The 15,362-nt window shown below is 72.7% G+C and carries 17 protein-coding genes; 5 read left to right on the top strand and 12 right to left on the bottom strand.

Annotation, left to right across the window (positions count from 1 at the left end; translation table 11 throughout):
- Window positions 1-18: 18 nt before the first annotated feature.
- The 9 genes from hisF to hisD are packed head-to-tail and all read right to left on the bottom strand — an operon-like array spanning window position 19 to window position 6,035.
- A complete protein-coding gene (hisF, locus tag ABZ459_RS09810; RefSeq protein WP_357968125.1) occupies window positions 19-780 on the bottom strand; it encodes an imidazole glycerol phosphate synthase subunit HisF in 762 nt (253 codons plus the stop codon).
- A complete protein-coding gene (locus tag ABZ459_RS09805) occupies window positions 777-1,166 on the bottom strand; it encodes a Rid family hydrolase (protein ID WP_352326354.1) in 390 nt (129 codons plus the stop codon). Before ABZ459_RS09805 ends, hisF begins: the two co-directional genes overlap by 4 nt.
- A 32-nt stretch (window positions 1,167-1,198) precedes the next feature.
- Window positions 1,199-1,921 (bottom strand): bifunctional 1-(5-phosphoribosyl)-5-((5-phosphoribosylamino)methylideneamino)imidazole-4-carboxamide isomerase/phosphoribosylanthranilate isomerase PriA, encoded by a 723-nt coding sequence (gene priA, locus ABZ459_RS09800; protein WP_352326353.1) that lies wholly within the window; start codon window positions 1,919-1,921, stop codon window positions 1,199-1,201.
- Window positions 1,922-2,251: a hypothetical protein gene (locus ABZ459_RS09795; RefSeq protein WP_352358374.1), complete on the bottom strand. Its 330-nt coding sequence runs from the start codon at window positions 2,249-2,251 to the stop codon at window positions 1,922-1,924.
- Window positions 2,248-2,883: an imidazole glycerol phosphate synthase subunit HisH gene (gene hisH, locus ABZ459_RS09790; protein WP_357968122.1), complete on the bottom strand. Its 636-nt coding sequence runs from the start codon at window positions 2,881-2,883 to the stop codon at window positions 2,248-2,250. The genes ABZ459_RS09795 and hisH overlap by 4 nt, the downstream gene beginning before the upstream one ends.
- The gene (locus ABZ459_RS09785) at window positions 2,880-3,035 is read right to left on the bottom strand and encodes a hypothetical protein (protein WP_352326349.1); all 156 of its coding nucleotides are present in this window, start codon (window positions 3,033-3,035) and stop codon (window positions 2,880-2,882) included. The genes hisH and ABZ459_RS09785 overlap by 4 nt, the downstream gene beginning before the upstream one ends.
- Window positions 3,032-3,625, bottom strand: coding sequence for an imidazoleglycerol-phosphate dehydratase HisB (gene hisB / locus ABZ459_RS09780; protein WP_357968121.1), 594 nt, complete (start codon window positions 3,623-3,625; stop codon window positions 3,032-3,034). The genes ABZ459_RS09785 and hisB overlap by 4 nt, the downstream gene beginning before the upstream one ends.
- A complete protein-coding gene (locus tag ABZ459_RS09775) occupies window positions 3,622-4,722 on the bottom strand; it encodes a histidinol-phosphate transaminase (protein WP_357968118.1) in 1,101 nt (366 codons plus the stop codon). The genes hisB and ABZ459_RS09775 overlap by 4 nt, the downstream gene beginning before the upstream one ends.
- On the bottom strand, window positions 4,719-6,035 hold the full coding sequence (gene hisD / locus ABZ459_RS09770; protein ID WP_357968115.1) for a histidinol dehydrogenase: 1,317 nt from the start codon (window positions 6,033-6,035) through the stop codon (window positions 4,719-4,721). The genes ABZ459_RS09775 and hisD overlap by 4 nt, the downstream gene beginning before the upstream one ends.
- 368 nt (window positions 6,036-6,403) lie before the next feature.
- Here hisD and ABZ459_RS09765 point away from each other — a divergent pair, with 368 nt between their 5' ends.
- The 3 genes from ABZ459_RS09765 (at window position 6,404) to ABZ459_RS09755 (ending at window position 9,303) form a co-directional block, all read left to right on the top strand.
- Complete coding sequence (locus tag ABZ459_RS09765; protein ID WP_352358385.1) at window positions 6,404-6,598, top strand: hypothetical protein; 195 nt, start codon at window positions 6,404-6,406, stop codon at window positions 6,596-6,598.
- Between the two features lie 48 nt (window positions 6,599-6,646).
- Window positions 6,647-7,648 carry a non-homologous end-joining DNA ligase gene (ligD, locus tag ABZ459_RS09760; protein WP_357968112.1) on the top strand — a complete coding sequence of 334 codons (1,002 nt, stop codon included), beginning with the start codon at window positions 6,647-6,649 and terminating at the stop codon, window positions 7,646-7,648.
- 107 nt (window positions 7,649-7,755) lie between these two features.
- The gene (locus ABZ459_RS09755; RefSeq protein WP_357968110.1) at window positions 7,756-9,303 is read left to right on the top strand and encodes a trypsin-like peptidase domain-containing protein; all 1,548 of its coding nucleotides are present in this window, start codon (window positions 7,756-7,758) and stop codon (window positions 9,301-9,303) included.
- Here the strand turns inward: ABZ459_RS09755 and ABZ459_RS09750 are convergent.
- Window positions 9,300-10,421: an MFS transporter gene (locus ABZ459_RS09750; RefSeq protein ID WP_357968108.1), complete on the bottom strand. Its 1,122-nt coding sequence runs from the start codon at window positions 10,419-10,421 to the stop codon at window positions 9,300-9,302. The genes ABZ459_RS09755 and ABZ459_RS09750 overlap by 4 nt on opposite strands.
- A 55-nt stretch (window positions 10,422-10,476) precedes the next feature.
- Here ABZ459_RS09750 and ABZ459_RS09745 point away from each other — a divergent pair, with 55 nt between their 5' ends.
- Entirely contained in the window at window positions 10,477-11,214 is a 738-nt protein-coding gene (locus ABZ459_RS09745; RefSeq protein ID WP_357968106.1) for a helix-turn-helix transcriptional regulator, read from the top strand.
- A 62-nt stretch (window positions 11,215-11,276) separates the two neighbouring features.
- Window positions 11,277-11,732 (top strand): Cys-tRNA(Pro) deacylase, encoded by a 456-nt coding sequence (ybaK, locus tag ABZ459_RS09740; RefSeq protein WP_357968507.1) that lies wholly within the window; start codon window positions 11,277-11,279, stop codon window positions 11,730-11,732.
- Between the two features lie 16 nt (window positions 11,733-11,748).
- On the opposite strand, the gene ABZ459_RS09735 is transcribed toward ybaK, so the two are convergent.
- Both ABZ459_RS09735 and murA read right to left on the bottom strand, forming a co-directional pair.
- Window positions 11,749-14,001 carry a transglycosylase domain-containing protein gene (locus ABZ459_RS09735; RefSeq protein ID WP_357968104.1) on the bottom strand — a complete coding sequence of 751 codons (2,253 nt, stop codon included), beginning with the start codon at window positions 13,999-14,001 and terminating at the stop codon, window positions 11,749-11,751.
- A 25-nt stretch (window positions 14,002-14,026) separates the two neighbouring features.
- The gene (murA, locus tag ABZ459_RS09730) at window positions 14,027-15,337 is read right to left on the bottom strand and encodes a UDP-N-acetylglucosamine 1-carboxyvinyltransferase (protein ID WP_357968102.1); all 1,311 of its coding nucleotides are present in this window, start codon (window positions 15,335-15,337) and stop codon (window positions 14,027-14,029) included.
- Between the last annotated feature and the right edge of the window lie 25 nt (window positions 15,338-15,362).

Raw genomic sequence — 15,362 nt, 5'->3', positions numbered from 1 at the left:
CTCAACGGACGGGCGGCCTCAGCGGACCGGGTGGCCCGCCATCCGCAGCGTCTCCTTGACGTCGCCGATCTTCAGCGTGCCGAAGTGGAACACGCTGGCGGCCAGCACGGCGTCGGCCCCGGCCTCGATCGCCGGCGGGAAGTCCTCCAGCCGGCCGGCCCCGCCGCTGGCGATCACCGGCACCCGCACCGCCGCGCGCACCGCGTGCAGCAGCTCCAGGTCGTAGCCGTCGAGGGTGCCGTCGCCGTCCATGGAGTTGAGCAGGATCTCGCCGACGCCCAGCTCCTCGCCGCGCGCCGACCACTCCACCGCGTCGATGCCGGTGCCGCGCCGGCCGCCGTGGGTGGTCACCTCGAACCCGCTGGGCATGCCCGGCGCCCGGCGGGCGTCGACCGACAGCACCACGCACTGCGCGCCGAACCGCCGCGACGCCTCGGTCAGCAGCTCGGGCCTGGCGATGGCCGCGGTGTTCAGGGACACCTTGTCGGCCCCGGCCCGCAGCAGCCGGTTGATGTCGTCGACCACGCGCACGCCGCCGCCCACGGTGAGCGGGATGAACACCTGCTCGGCGGTCCTGCGCACCACGTCGAGCATGGTCTCCCGCTCGCCCGACGAGGCGGTGATGTCGAGGAAGGTCAGCTCGTCGGCGCCCTCCTCGTCGTAGCGCCTGGCCAGCTCGACCGGATCTCCCGCGTCGCGCATGTTCTCGAAGTTGACGCCCTTGACCACACGCCCGGCGTCGACGTCGAGACAGGGGATCACTCTTACCGCTACGGTCATGCTCGCAGTGCCTCGATTTCGATCTCGACCAGCATTCGAGGGTCGACCAGCCCGGCGACCCTCACTCCTGTGCAGGCGGGCCGCACGTGCCCGAAGACTTCGTAGATGGCCCGGCCGACGAGGTCGAAGTGGCGCTGCTCCACCACGTAGTAGCGGACCATGACGACGTCCTCGCGGGTCAGGCCGCCGACCTCGACGGCGTCGAGCGCGATGTCGATGGCCGTCAGGCTCTGCCGGTAGGCGTCGCCGACGTGGCGTACCTCGCCGTCGATCGTGGCCGTGCACCCGGAGACGATCACGCGCTCTCCCACGACCACGGCGCGGGCGTAGCCGTACTTCTCCTCCCAGATGCCGCCCGAGAACACCCTCGGACCGGTGCTTTCCATGCTGACGCTCATTCCGCCCCCTCCCGGCGAAGCTAAACGCGTACCGCGGCCAGCGCGTCCTCCAGAGTGAACGCGTGAGCGTACAGGGCCCTGCCCACGATGGCTCCCTCCACTCCGTCCGGGACGAGAGAAGCCAGTGCCACCAGGTCGTCAAGACTGGACACTCCGCCACTGGCGATCACGGGCTTGTCGGTGTGTGCGCAGATCCGCCGGTAGAGGTCGAGATTGGGCCCCTGGAGCATGCCGTCCTTGGTCACGTCGGTGACGACGTAACGGGGGCAGCCGTCGGCCTCCAGGCGGTCGAGCACCTCCCACAGGTCGCCGCCCTCCTTCGTCCAGCCGCGGGCGGCCAGCGTGGTGCCGCGCACGTCGAGGCCCACCGCGATCCGGTCGCCGTGCTCGGCGATGATCTTCCGGCACCAGTCGGGGTTCTCCAGGGCGGCGGTGCCGATGTTGACCCGGCGGCAGCCGGTGGCCAGGGCGGCGGCCAGCGACTCGTCGTCGCGGATGCCGCCGGACAGCTCCACCTTGACGTCGAGCTTGCCGATCACCTCGCTGATCAGCTCCTTGTTGGAGCCCCTGCCGAACGCGGCGTCGAGGTCGACCAGATGGATCCACTCGGCGCCCGCCTCCTGCCAGGCCAGCGCCGCGGCGAGCGGCTCGCCGAAGCCGGTCTCGGTCCCGGCCTCACCCTGGACGAGGCGTACGGCCTGGCCATCGGCCACGTCCACGGCGGGAAGCAATACGAGCGACATTCAGGTCCTCCGGTCGAAAGCGAGGGTCACGACAACAGGTGCGAGCAGCAGGGAGAAGACGAACACGGCGAGGCTCACCGCCGGTGAGCCCCAGACCAGCCACACGATCGCCTGCACGATCAGGAAGCCGAGCGCCACCGCGACGTTCTGGGCGCGATGGCGGCGGGCGATCAGGCCGCCCTGCCGGGCGAACCTGACCGGGCGCGGGATCAGGCGGGCGGTCAGGGCGCGGCGCCGGGCGCGGCGCGCCTGCCGCTCCTCGTTGCGCCGGATCGCGCGCGCCCGCTCGGCCTCCCGCTCGGCCCGCCGGCGCGCCCGCTCCTTGCTCATACCGTCTCTAGCCAGTTCCTCAGCAGGGCGGCTCCGGCGTCGCCGGACTTCTCCGGGTGGAACTGGGTGGCCATGAGCGGGCCGTTCTCGGCGGCGGCCACGAACGGCACGCCGTGCTCGGCCCAGGTCACCACGGGCGCGGCGAAACCGGGGTCGGCAGGATGCAGCTCCCACTCGCGCACGCCGTAGGAGTGCACGAAGTAGAAACGGGTGGCGGCGTCGAGCCCGGCGAACAGCACGCTGTCAGCGGGCGCCTTGACCGTGTTCCAGCCCATGTGCGGCAGCACGGGCGCCTCCAGCCGCTCGACCGTGCCCGGCCACTCGCCGCAGCCCTCGGTCTCGACGCCGTGCTCGACGCCCCGGGCGAACAGGATCTGCATGCCGACGCAGATGCCCAGCACCGGACGACCGCCGGCCAGGCGGCGGCCGATGACCCGGTCGCCGTGGACGCCCTTGAGCCCGGCCATGCAGGCCGCGAACGCGCCGACGCCCGGCACGACCAGCCCGTCGGCGTTGAGCGCCGTGTCGAAGTCGGCGGTCACGGTGACGTCCGCGCCCACCCTGGCCAGGGCCCGCTCGGCCGAGCGCAGGTTGCCCGAGCCGTAGTCGAGCACCACGATGTTCTTGCTCACCACCACAACACCCCCGCCGTGATCGCCATCGCCGCGCCGAGCGCGCAGCACGCCGCGCCCACCTTGAGACCCTGCTTGGCCAGCGAGAAGACGCCTCCGGCGAGGAACAGCCCGAGGAACACCATCACGCCCGCGATGAGGTTGTCGGTCACAGCACGCCCTTGGTGCTCGGCACGCCCGAGGCGCGCGGGTCGAGCTCGGACGCCTCGCGCATCGCCCTGGCCAGCGCCTTGAACTGGGCCTCGACGATGTGATGGGCGTTGCGCCCGTACGGCACGTGCACGTGCAGGCAGATGGCCGCCTGGGCCACCAGCGACTCCAGGATGTGCCGGGTCATCGTCGTGTCGTAGTCGGGGCCGATCATCGGGGCCATGCCCTCGGGCTCGGTGTGCACGAGGTACGGCCGCCCGGAAAGGTCGACCGTCACCTGGGCCAGCGACTCGTCCAGCGGGCACGACGCGCTGCCGAACCGCCGGATGCCGGACTTGTCGCCCAGCGCCTGGCGGAAGGCCGCGCCCAGCGCCAGCGCGGTGTCCTCGATCGTGTGGTGGGCGTCGATGTGCAGGTCACCCTCGGTCTTGACGGTCAGGTCGAACAGACCGTGCTTGCCGAGCTGGGCCAGCATGTGGTCGAAGAAGCCCACCCCGGTCGAGACGTCGACCAGGCCGGTGCCGTCGAGGCCCACCTCGACCAGGACCGAGGTCTCCTTCGTTGCCCGCTCCACGCGCCCTACGCGACTCACAGAACCTCCTCCATCGCGGCGCGGAAGGCCGCCATCTCCTCGCCGGTGCCGATCGACACACGCAGCCATTCTGGCGGGCCCACCTCGCGGATGAGCACGCCGCGTGCCAACAGCCCCTCCCACACCTTGCGCCGGTCGGGGAACCGCCCGAACAGCACGAAGTTGGCGTCGGAGTCGGCCACCGACAGCCCCTTGCCGCGCAGCCACGTGACCGTGGCGTCGCGCTCGGCGCGCAGCGCGTCGACCGTGCCGAGCAGCTCGGCGCGGTGGCGCAGCGCGACCCGCGCGGCCGTCTGGGTGAGCGTGGACAGGTGGTACGGCAGCCGCACCAGCAGCAGCGCCTGCACCACGGCCGGGTGCGCGGCCAGGTAGCCGAGGCGGGTGCCGGCCATGGCGAACGCCTTGGACATCGTGCGGGTGACGATCAGCCTCGGGTGGCGCGGCAGCAGCGTGAGCGCCGACGGAGTGCCCTGGCGGGCGAACTCGGCGTAGGCCTCGTCGATCACCACCACGCCCGGCGCGGCGGCCAGCACGGCCTCGATCGTCGACAGCGGCTGCGCGGTGCCGGTCGGGTTGTTGGGCGAGGCCAGGAAGACGATGTCGGGCCGGTGCTCCTCGATCGCCGCGACGGCCTTGCCGGGGTCGAGCGAGAAGTCGTCCTCGCGGACGGCGCTGATCCACTCGGTGCTGGTGCCGGCGGTGAGGATCGGGTGCATCGAGTACGACGGCTCGAACCCGATGGCGGTGCGGCCGTGGCCGCCGAAGGCCTGCAGGATCTGCTGGAGCACCTCGTTGGAGCCGTTGGCCGCCCACACCTGCTCGGGACTCAGCCCGTGGCCCAGGTAGGCGGCCAGGTCGGCACGCAGCTCGGTGGCGTCGCGGTCGGGGTAGCGGTTGAGCTCGCCGGCGTTCGCGGCGACGGCCTCGGCCAGGTCGGCGACCAGCGCGGGCGAGGGCGGATAGGGGTTCTCGTTGGTGTTGAGCCGGACCGGCACGTCGATCTGCGGCGCACCGTAGGGCGAGCGGCCCTTCAGGTCGTCGCGGATCGGCAGGTCGTCGAGCGTCACGTCGGCGGGCGTCACGTCGGTGGGGTTCACTCTGACTCCGTGGGGACTCGCCAGTCGAAGCGGGCGCGGATCGCGGCGCCGTGCGCCGGCAGGTCTTCGGCGTCGGCCAGCACCGACACGTGGGCCGCCGCGCGGGCCAGCGCGTCGCGGGTGTAGTCGACGACGTGGATGCCGCGCAGGAACGACTGCACCGAAAGGCCGCTGGAGTGGCAGGCGCAGCCGCCCGTGGGCAGCACGTGGTTGGACCCGGCGAGGTAGTCGCCGAGCGAGACCGGCGCGTAGGGGCCGACGAAGATCGCCCCGGCGTTGCGGACGCGGGCCGCGACCTCGGCCGCGTCGGCGGTGTGGATCTCCAGGTGCTCGGCCGCGTACGCGTCGACGACCTTGATGCCGTCGTCGATCGAGGAGACCAGCACGATGCCCGACTGGCGGCCGCCCAGCGCCTCGGTGATGCGCTCGGAGTGGCGGGTGGCCGAGACCTGGCCCGGCAGCTCCTTCTCGACCGCCTCGGCCAGCTCGGGGCTGGTGGTGACCAGGACGGCGGCGGCGATCGTGTCGTGCTCGGCCTGGCTGATCAGGTCGGCGGCGACGTGCACCGGGTCGGCGGTCTCGTCGGCCAGGATGGCGATCTCGGTGGGGCCGGCCTCGGAGTCGATGCCGATGCGGCCCTTGAGCAGGCGCTTGGCGGCGGCGACCCAGATGTTGCCGGGGCCGGTCACCATGGTCGCGGGCGGGCACTCCTCGGTGCCGTAGGCGAACATGGCCACGGCCTGCGCCCCGCCCACGGAGTAGACCTCGTCGACGCCGAGCAGCGCGCACGCGGCCAGGATGGTGGGGTGGGGCAGCCCGCCGAACTCCTTCTGGGCCGGGCTGGTGACGGCCAGCGAGGCGACGCCCGCCTCCTGGGCCGGGACGACGTTCATGACCACGCTGGAGGGATAGACGGCACGGCCGCCGGGCACGTAGAGGCCCACGCGGTCGACCGGCACCCAGCGCTCGGTCACCGTGCCGCCGGGCACGACCTGCGTGGTGACGTCGGAGCGGCGCTGGGCGCGGTGGACCAGCCGGGCCCGCCTGATCGACTCCTCCAGCGCGGCCCTGACCCGCGGGTCGAGCTCGTCGAGCGCCCGCCGGACGACATCGACGGGGACGCGGGTGGAGGCGATCTCGACACCGTCGAACCTGGCGGTCAGCTCCCGTACGGCTGCCGCCCCGCGATGGCGCACGTCGTCGCAGATGGGCCGCACCTTCTCCAGGGCGGCCTCGACGTCGAGCTCGGCGCGTGGCAGCACGTCGCGCAGGTCCGCAGGAAGGGAACCGCGCATGTCAATACGGGAAATCACCCTGACAGTCTACGGAGTCCGGGCCCCGGATCCGCTTCTGTCCAGAATGCGGGACGCAGGTTGGGACAGGTTACGGGGGCCGCGAGCGCGGCGTTCGCCGACACCGCGCTCGCGGCCACCAGAGCCCCGGACCGGGCCAAGCCGGGGCCGAGAGGCCGTGGCCGCCACGGGGGCGCGGTCACGGCCGGGGGAATGGCCTGGCCCCCTTCTGCCCGGCCCGCCAGGCGTCTAACACCCTGCGGCAAAGAAAACTCTCGGTGAGTTAAAAATAACCTTGCGACCGTTTGCCCCGCTCGGCGCGGCGTAGACGGTTCGTAATGCCTTTCGCATTACATGTCCATTATGTCCACTCGCCTACCCTGGGCGGCATGGGACAGTGGCGAGCCCCCGGCGGCATCCTGGTGGAGGCGATCATCCTCGATGATCGTCCACTGCTGCGCGTCTCCCACCGTGTCAACGGCCGGACGTACCTGCGCGGCTACTGCAAGACCGTCTCCGAACTGGACGAACACGGCGTAGACCTCGGCGAGCTGGTGGAAGACACCCCGCTTGACCATTTGTAGACCCCGGCCCGCCACTGTCGATCAACCCCCCGGGGTACGGCATGATCCATGGTGGGGCTGCCGGCCTACGCGCCGATGATGGCCCAGCTGGGCACCCTGACCTCCGTCCAGGGCGAGGGCTGGGCCGTGGAGATGAAATGGGACGGCGTACGCGCCCTCGCCTACGTCGAAGGCGGCTCGGTCCGCCTGATGTCCCGTAACAACAAGGACATCACCCCCGCCTACCCCGAGCTGCAGCTCATGGCCGGCTCCACCGGCCGGCACGCGGCCGTGATCGACGGCGAGATCGTCGCCTTCGACGAGACCGGACGCCCCAGCTTCGCCGCCCTCCAGCCCCGTATGCACCAGCGCAACCCCGCCACCGTCGCCGAGCTCACCCGGGCGGTCCCGGTGACGTTCATGGCCTTCGACATCCTGCACCTCGACGACGACAGCGTGATCGGCCGCCCCTACCGCGAGCGCCGCGAGCTGCTGGAGGGCACCCTGCGGCCCGGCTTCCGCTGGGAGGTGCCGGTGTGGTTCGCCGACCACGCCGACCGCGCCTTCGACTCCTCCCGCCAGCTCGGGCTCGAAGGGATCGTCTGCAAGCGGCTCGGCTCCCCCTACCGGCCCGGCCGGCGCAGCGGCGAATGGACCAAGGTCAAGAACGTCAGCGCCGCCGAGGTCGTCATCGGCGGCTGGCACCCCGGCGGCGGACGGCGGTCCGGCATGATCGGTTCGCTGCTGCTCGGCGCGTACGACCCGCGCGGCCGCCTGCTCTACGTCGGGCACGTCGGCACCGGCTTCACCCAGCAGATGCTGCGCGACCTCCAGGACCTCCTCGCGCCCCTGGAGCGCCCCGGCCCGCCCTTCGACGAGCCCGTCCCGCGCGAGCACGCCCGCCACGCCCGCTGGGTCGAACCCCGCGTCGTCGGCGAGGTCCAGTACGCCGAGGTCACCGGCGACGGCCGCCTGCGCCACCCCTCCTGGCGCGGCCTGCGCCCCGACCGCGAACCCGGCGACGCCAGCACCGCCGAGTTCCTCGCCCAGGGGGACGCCGCGGCGGGCTGACACCGCACGCAGAGGACATGGCGCGACACGTCCTGTTTGGCCACGGTAAGCGATGAAGTCATGACTTACAGTGATCGAAATCGCTTCGGACCGCCCAAGGGGACATCGTGTCGAAGACCCTGGTCACCACGCTGGCCGCGCTCGTCGGCGTCTCGCTCATCACCGCGCTCACCACCGTGCCCGCCACCGCCGAACCGCCGCCGCTCAAGGCCCCCGCACAGAGCCCCGCCCAACGCCCTGCGCAGAGCCCTGCCCAGAGCCCTGCTCAGAGCCCTGCCAAGGCCCCGAGCCGGGACCGTAGTCCGGGCGCCGCGTCGTCGCCGCTCATGCGCCCCGGACGCGCCGCCCGGTACTGGACGCCCGGCAAACAGGCCAAGGCCAAGGCCGTCGCCCTCCCCCTCAGCACGACCGGCCACGACACGGCCGACCACAGCGCGGCCGAGCGGCGCAGCGTGCCGGGCGCCAAACGGCTCACCCCCGGCGGCGACACCAACGGCTACGCCCCCGTGAACCGGCCGTACACCGCCGACGGCAACAGCCGCGTCACCGGCCGCCTGTTCTTCGTCAACGCCACCGGCCGCGACGACTCCTGCAGCGCCTCCGTCGTCCGCTCGGCCAGCAGGCTGCTGGTCATCACCGCCGCCCACTGCGTCTACAGCAGCCCCGACGGCTCCGCGTCCGGCACCTGGCACACCAACTTCGCCTTCGTCCCCGCCTACGACGGCCGCGCCGCCACCGCCGCGCAGCGCGAGCCGTACGGCAGATGGGGCGGACGGCGCGCCTGGAAGCCCGACGCCTACACCGGACGCACCGGCGGCGACTGGAACTCCGTCTACGACGTCGCGCTCGTCGAGGTCGGCGGCAGGAACCGCACCCTGCAGGACACCGTCGGCGCCCTCACCCCCCTGCGCAACGAGGGCGGCCGCTTCACCATCGCCACCTCCGGCTACCCCGGCGTGCTCGGCCGCCGCCCCTACGACGGCCGCGACCAGCTCTGGTGCCTCGGCCGCACCCAGCAGGCCCGCGGCGAGAACACCACCGGCGACATGCTCGCCGCCCGGCTGGCCGGCACCGGCGACCCGGCCGGACGGATGGAGACCTACAACTGCCACCTGGCCAAGGGCCACAGCGGCGGGCCGTGGGTCGTCCGCGGCAGCGACGACCTGGTCGGCGTGCTGTCGGCCGGCAAGGAGGACGGCGAGCCCGACGGCAACTCCGTCGCCAACGCGCTCAACCAGGAGAGCTACGGCGCGATCGTCCGCCAGGCCGACCCCCAGGGCGTCTACGACTCCCTCTCCCTCGACGCCGCCGGCCCCTCCTCGCCCGTCCGCCGCGGCGGCACCGCCACCGTCACCGCGACCGTCACCATGCGCGGGCTCATGGCCGCCGCCCAGGTGCCCGTCACCCTCACCCTCCCGCCCGGCGCCACCCTGACCTCCGTCAACGGCGCCACCTGCCGCCACGGCGACCACCGGGCCGAATGCGTGATCGACGTCATCCACCCCGGCCGACCGGTGCGCATCTCCGCCAAGGTCGCCGTCGGCCGCGACGCGGACGCCACCCTGCCGGTCACCATGCACGTCACCTCCACCCGCCTCGACCCCGCCCAGCGCGACAACTCCGCCGTCCTGCGCCTGCGCACCGCCACCGGCTAGGACGCGGCCGGCGCCGGCTCCCGCAGCGTCCGCGCCAGCAGCCAGGCCAGCACCGGGAAGGCGATCAGGCAGGCCAGCGCCGTCCTGAGCGAGGCGGCCTCGGCGAGCGCGCCCACCAGCGGGCTGGTCAGGCCGCCCACGCTCACCGCCAGCCCCAGCGTGACGCCGCTCGCCGTGCCCACCCGGTTCGGCAGGAAATCCTGGCCCAGGGTCACGTGCAGGGAGAACGGGACGTACAGGGCGACCGACGACGCGGCGACGAAGACGTAGACCAGCGGACCCGGCGCCAGCACCACCCCGGCCACCGCCGGCACCGCCGCCGCGTACGCCACCCGCATCGCCGGCACCCTCCCCCACCGGGCCGCCAGCCGGCCGCCCAGCACCGTGCCCGCCGCCCCGCCCGCGAACAGCACGAACAACGCCACCGCGCCCGCCGCGCCGCCGCCCACGTACAGGGCCACGAACGCGCTCAGACCGACGTACACCACCGACCGGAAGACGATCACCGACGTCAGCCGGGCGAACCCCGGCCAGTCGTCACGGCCCGCCGCCCGCACCGCCGGACGCGCCCCGCCCCGGCCGCCCGCCAGGGCCCGCACCGCCGGGAGCGTCAGCGCCGCCCCCAGCACCGCCGGCGCCGCCAGCAGCGGCGAGGCCCCCAGCCCCCACGCCGACAACAGCGGCGTCACCAGCACCGGCGCCGAGGCGAACCCCAGCGTCCCGCCCAACGAGAACCAGCTCATCGGCACATGGCCGCCCTCACTGGCGATCCTGGCCAGCCGCGCCGACTCCGGATGGTAGGCGGCCACCCCCAGCCCCGACACCGCCGCCGCCAGCCACGTCACCGCGTACGACCCCGTCACCCCCGCGCACGCCACCCCCGCCCCGGCCACCACCGTGGCCGACGGGATCAGCCACGGCATCCGCCACCGGTCCGTCAGCAGCCCGAAGACCGGCTGCACGACCGACGACGACAACGTGGCCGCCAGCACGATCCCCGACACCGCCACATAGCCGTACCCCCGCCCGGACACCAGGAACGGCACCAACGCGGGCACCGCGCCCTGGTAGAAGTCCACGCACGCATGCCCCGCCGCCAGCGACCGGATCCTGTTCACGCCACCGATGATGTCCCTGGCCCGGCTTGGCCTGCTTCCGATAAAATGCCAATCTATGCCGAATATCCGCCACACCCCCGTGGCACCCACCGGCCGCCGCCCCCTGGCGCCCGGCACGGGCATCGACGCCCACCGGCACGACACCCACCAGATCGCCTACGCCTGCGCCGGGATGCTCTCCGTCACCACCGACGCCGGCACCTGGGTCGCCCCCGCCAACCGCGCGATCTGGGTGCCCGCCGGCACGGTGCACGAACACCGCGCCCACGGCAGCACCGACCTGCGCCTGGTCGGGCTCACCGGCAACCCGCTCGGGCTCGACCGGCCCGCCGTGCTCGCCGTCGGGCCGCTGCTGCGCGAGCTCGTCATGGCCTACACCGACGACGACGCCCCCGTGGGCGAGGAGCGCGAACGGCTGCTCGCCGTCCTGCTCGACCGGCTCAGACGCGCCCCCGAGCAGCCCTTCCACGTGCCCGCCGCCCGCGACCCGCGCCTGGCCGCCGTCTGCGCCGCGCTGCACGACGACCCCGCCGACGGGCGTACCCTCGCCACCCTCGCCGCCCTGGCGGGCACCAGCGAGCGCACGCTCGCCCGGCTGTGCCGCCGCGAGCTCGGCATGAGCTTCCCCCAGTGGCGCACCCAGCTCCGCCTGCACCAGGCGCTGCTGCTGCTGGCCGACGGCCTGCCGGTGACGGTGGTCGCCCATCGCTGCGGCTGGGCCTCGGCCAGCGCGTTCATCGACGTCTTCCGGCGGGCGCTCGGGTACACGCCGGGCCGCGCCTTTACAATGTAGATTCGCTACACTTGTCAGACGTGAGCAAAACGAAAGGCAAGGGCGGCGGCACCCCGGCCACCATGGCGCTGACCAAGGCCAAGGCCGACTTCACGCTCCACCCCTACGACCACGACCCGGGCGCCCAGGCCTACGGCGAGGAGGCGGCCGACGCGCTCGGCGTGCCCTACGACCGCATCTTCAAGACGCTGGTCGCCGAGACCGAGAGCGGCCTCGCGGTGGCGGTCGTGCCGGTGTCGGGCAAGCTCGACCTCAAGGCCCTGGCCGCGGCGCTGGGCGGCAAGCGGGCCGCCATGGCCGACGCGGCCAAGGTCGAGCGGGTGACCGGCTACGTGGTGGGCGGCATCAGCCCGCTCGGCCAGCGCAAGCAGCTTCCCACCGTGGTCGACTCCTCGGCGCTCGACCACGAGACGATCTACTTCTCGGCCGGCCGGCGCGGGCTCCAGATCGAGACCGCCCCCGACAACCTGATCACCCTCACCCGCGCGGCCACCGCCCCCATCGGCAAGGCCGGCTGAGCGTCCCGCCCGAAGGCTACCGGGAGCGGTGGCGCGGGCGGCGGAACGACGGGTCGGGCGGGCCCTGCCCGAGCAGCCACTCGAACAGCCGCCGGTGGTGCCGGAAGAACGCGCGCTCGCCCTGCCGCTTGTTCTTCTTCTTGTCCTCCTCCTGCGCCTCGGCCTCCTTCAGGCCGGGCGTGAACCCGCCGCCGAACCGGCCCATGTCCGGCCCGGGGAAGCCCCTCGGCTCGGTGTTGCCCAGGGCCTGCTGCATCGACTCGACCCAGATCGGGCCGGGCAGCGACGCGCCCTGCACGGCGCCGTAGTACTGGTCGCCGATCTGCACGCCCTGGAGCGGGTAGCGGTAGGAGCCCCGGATGTCGCCGAGGCTCACCGCCGCCGCCAGGTCCGGCGTGTACCCGGCGAACCAGGCCGAGGTGTAGCCGTTGTTGGTGCCGGTCTTGCCGGCGGCCGGGCGGCCGATGCTCTGCCCCTGCATGGTGCCCTTGTCGAACACCCCGGACAGGACGTGGTTGACGGCGTCGGCGACCGGCCGTTCCATGACCTGCTCGCAGGACGGCGGCACGTGCGCGCGCCGGCCGCTCCGGTCGGTGATCTCCACGATCGCCAGCGGCCGGCAGTGCACGCCGCGCGCCGCGAACGTGGCGAAGGCCCCCGCGACCGTCACCGGGTCCATCTCGTTGACGCCCAGCGTGAACGTCGGCACCTCGCGCAGCGGCCTGCCGTCGGCCCGCACCGCCCCGAGCGCCCTGGCCGTCTTGACCACGTTGCAGAGCCCGACCTTGCGCTCCAGCATCATGTAGAAGATGTTCACCGACTTCCAGGTGCCGGTCTCGATGCTGTGCGGGCCGCCCGAGCCCTCGCCGCTGGCGTTGAGTATGCGCGTTTCGGGGTCGTTCACCGGCCGGCCGGCGCAGTTGCGGTAGCCCTGCGCGGGCACCAGCTCCCCCGGCGTCTGGAAGCCGTCGCCGAACCGCCAGCCCTGCTGCAACGCCGTGGCCAGGGTGAAGACCTTGAACGTCGAGCCCGCCTGGAAGCCCTGGCCGCCGCCGTGCGCCACGTCGGCGGCCAGGTTGAAGGTGGTCCTCGGGCCGTTCTTCTTGTTGCCGCGGTTGCGGCCGAACTCCTTGCTGGCCGTCATCGCCCTGATCCGGCCGGTGCCGGGCTCGATCATGGCCTCCGCGGCGACCTCGCTGTCCTCCGGCGAGACGTGCCGCCGGATCGCGCGCTCGGCCGCGCGCTGCGCGACCGGGTCGAGGCCGGTCCTGATCACCAGGCCGCCCCTCGCCATCCTGGCCCGCCGCTCGGCCGGGGTGTTGCCGAACGCCGGGTTCGACAACATCTCGTTCTGGACGTACAGGCAGTAGTAGGGGTACGCGCTCTGCCCGCAGCCGCCCGGCTCGGGCCGCAGCCGCAGGGCCAGCGGCGTGCTCTTGGCGGCGCTCGCCTGGGCCTGCGTGATCAGCTTGAGCCCGGCCATCCGGTCCAGCACGAGATCGCGCCGCTCCTTCAGCCGCGCCTGGTGCGAGCGGCCGAGCGAGGGATCGGTCGAGTACGGCATCCGCACCGCCCCCGCCAGCGTGGCCGCCTGGGTCAGCGTCAGCCTGGAGGCGGTGGTGGAGAAGAAACGCCGGGCCGCCGCCTCCACGCCATGGGCGCCCGCGCCGAAGTAGGCGATGTTGAGGTAACGCTCAAGGATCTCGTCCTTGCGGTACTTGTGTTCCAGTGCCATCGCGTACCGCAGTTCGGTGATCTTGCGGGCCAGGTTGGGGGCGCGCGCCTTGTCCCGTTCTGCGCCGCTACGAGCGCTCTCGACGAGGATGTTCTTGACGAGCTGCTGCGTCAGCGACGAACCGCCCTGCCGGATGCCGCCCGCCTGCGTGTTGGTGAGCAGTGCCCGCAACGTGCCCCGGACGTCGAGGCCGCCGTGCTCGTAGAAGCGGGCGTCCTCGATGGCCACGATGGCCTTGCGCATCAGGGGCGCCACGGCCCCGAGCGGCACGGCCGTCCTGTTGGCCTCGTAGAACTGGGCGAACTGCCTGCCGTCCTTGTCCAGCAGCCTGGTCACCTGCGCCAGGGGCTCCTCGCGGGGCGCGGGCGGCAGGTCGACGAAGGTGTCGGCGACGTTCTTGGCGGCCAGGCCGCCGCCGCTCACCACGGGAACGGCCAGTGCCGCCGCCAGCACCCCGCCGAGCGCCCCCGCCATGGCGAGGCCACCGATGGATCTGAGTACGGTCACGCAGATGATCTGCAACCAGCAGATCATCGGCAAACGCCCACTTCCTCGGTCTTTACCGTTCTCTTCGGATGTTCAGACCAAGCGAGGCGAACTGCTCGTACGGCCGGTGGTAGCCGCGCTCGATGTGGTGCACGCCGCGCAGCGTGGACGTGCCGTCGGCCACCGCCGCGGCCAGCACGGCCGAGAACCCGGCCCTGATGTCGGGCAGCGTCACGTCGGCGCCCTTGAGCTTGGAGACCCCGCGCACCACGGCCGAGTGCCGGGCGTTGGTGTCGTGGTAACGGCAGGCCGGCCCGCCCAGGCACTGGTCGAACACCTCGATCTCGCAGCCCATCCGCTGCAGCGCGGGCACGTAGACCAGGCGGTTCTCGAAGACCGTCTCGTGCAGCACCGACATGCCCTGGCTCTGCGTGAACAGCACCATGAGCGGCGTCTGCCAGTCGGTCATGAAGCCGGGGTGGGTGTCGGTCTGCACGGCCGCCGAGCGCAGGCCCTCGGGCGGGGCGGTGGCGCACAGGTACTCGTCGTTGATGTCGAACCGGGCGCCCATCCTGGCCAGCGTGGTGATCGCGGTGACCAGCCGGTCCTGGGGGCAGCCGTGCACGCGCACCTCTCCCCCGGTGACCAGCCCGGCAGCCAGGTAGGAGAACGCCTCGATGCGGTCGCCGGTCAGCCAGGTGGAGGCGCCGCGCAGGTGGTCGACGCCCTCGATGACGATCCGGCGGTCGGGCGACAGCTCGATCCGGGCGCCCATGCGCTGCAGGAACAGCGCCAGCTCCACCACCTCGGGCTCCATGGCGGCGTTCTTCAGCACGGTCTTGCCCTCGGCCAGCACCGCCGACATGAGGATCGTCTCCGTCGCCCCCACGCTGGGGTACGGCAGTTCGAGCCGGGCCCCGTTGAGCCGTTTGGCCTTGGCGGAGATGCCGGCGTCCCCCACCTCCACCTCGGCCCCCATCGAGCGCAACGCCTCCACGTGGAAGTTCACCGGCCGCCGCCCGATCGGGTCGCCGCCGACCAGCGGGACGAACGCCTCCCCCGCCAGGTGCAGCAACGGCCCGAGCATGAGGATGGGGATGCGGTTGAGCCCGGTGAACGCGTCGGGCACCCGCGGCCTGATCTCCGCCCCCCGCTCGATGCGGATCTCGGAACCGGCGATCTCGACGTGGATGCCGAGCGCCTCCAGCATCGCCGCGGTGATGCCCACCTCGCCCACGTCGGGGGCGTTGTGGATGCTGCTCTCGCCGTTGCCCAGCATGGCGGCGACCATGTGCTTGGACACACCGTTCTTGGAGCCCCGTACGACGACGTCCCCGCGGAGGGGGCCGGAGGGCTCGATCAGCCAGACCTCTTCTGCAATCACGAAGCGAGCCTAACCGGGAGATACC

Source organism: Nonomuraea sp. NPDC005692 (assembly GCF_040631115.1).
Lineage (GTDB): Bacteria > Actinomycetota > Actinomycetes > Streptosporangiales > Streptosporangiaceae > Nonomuraea.
This window is presented reverse-complemented; position numbering and strand designations above follow the sequence as displayed.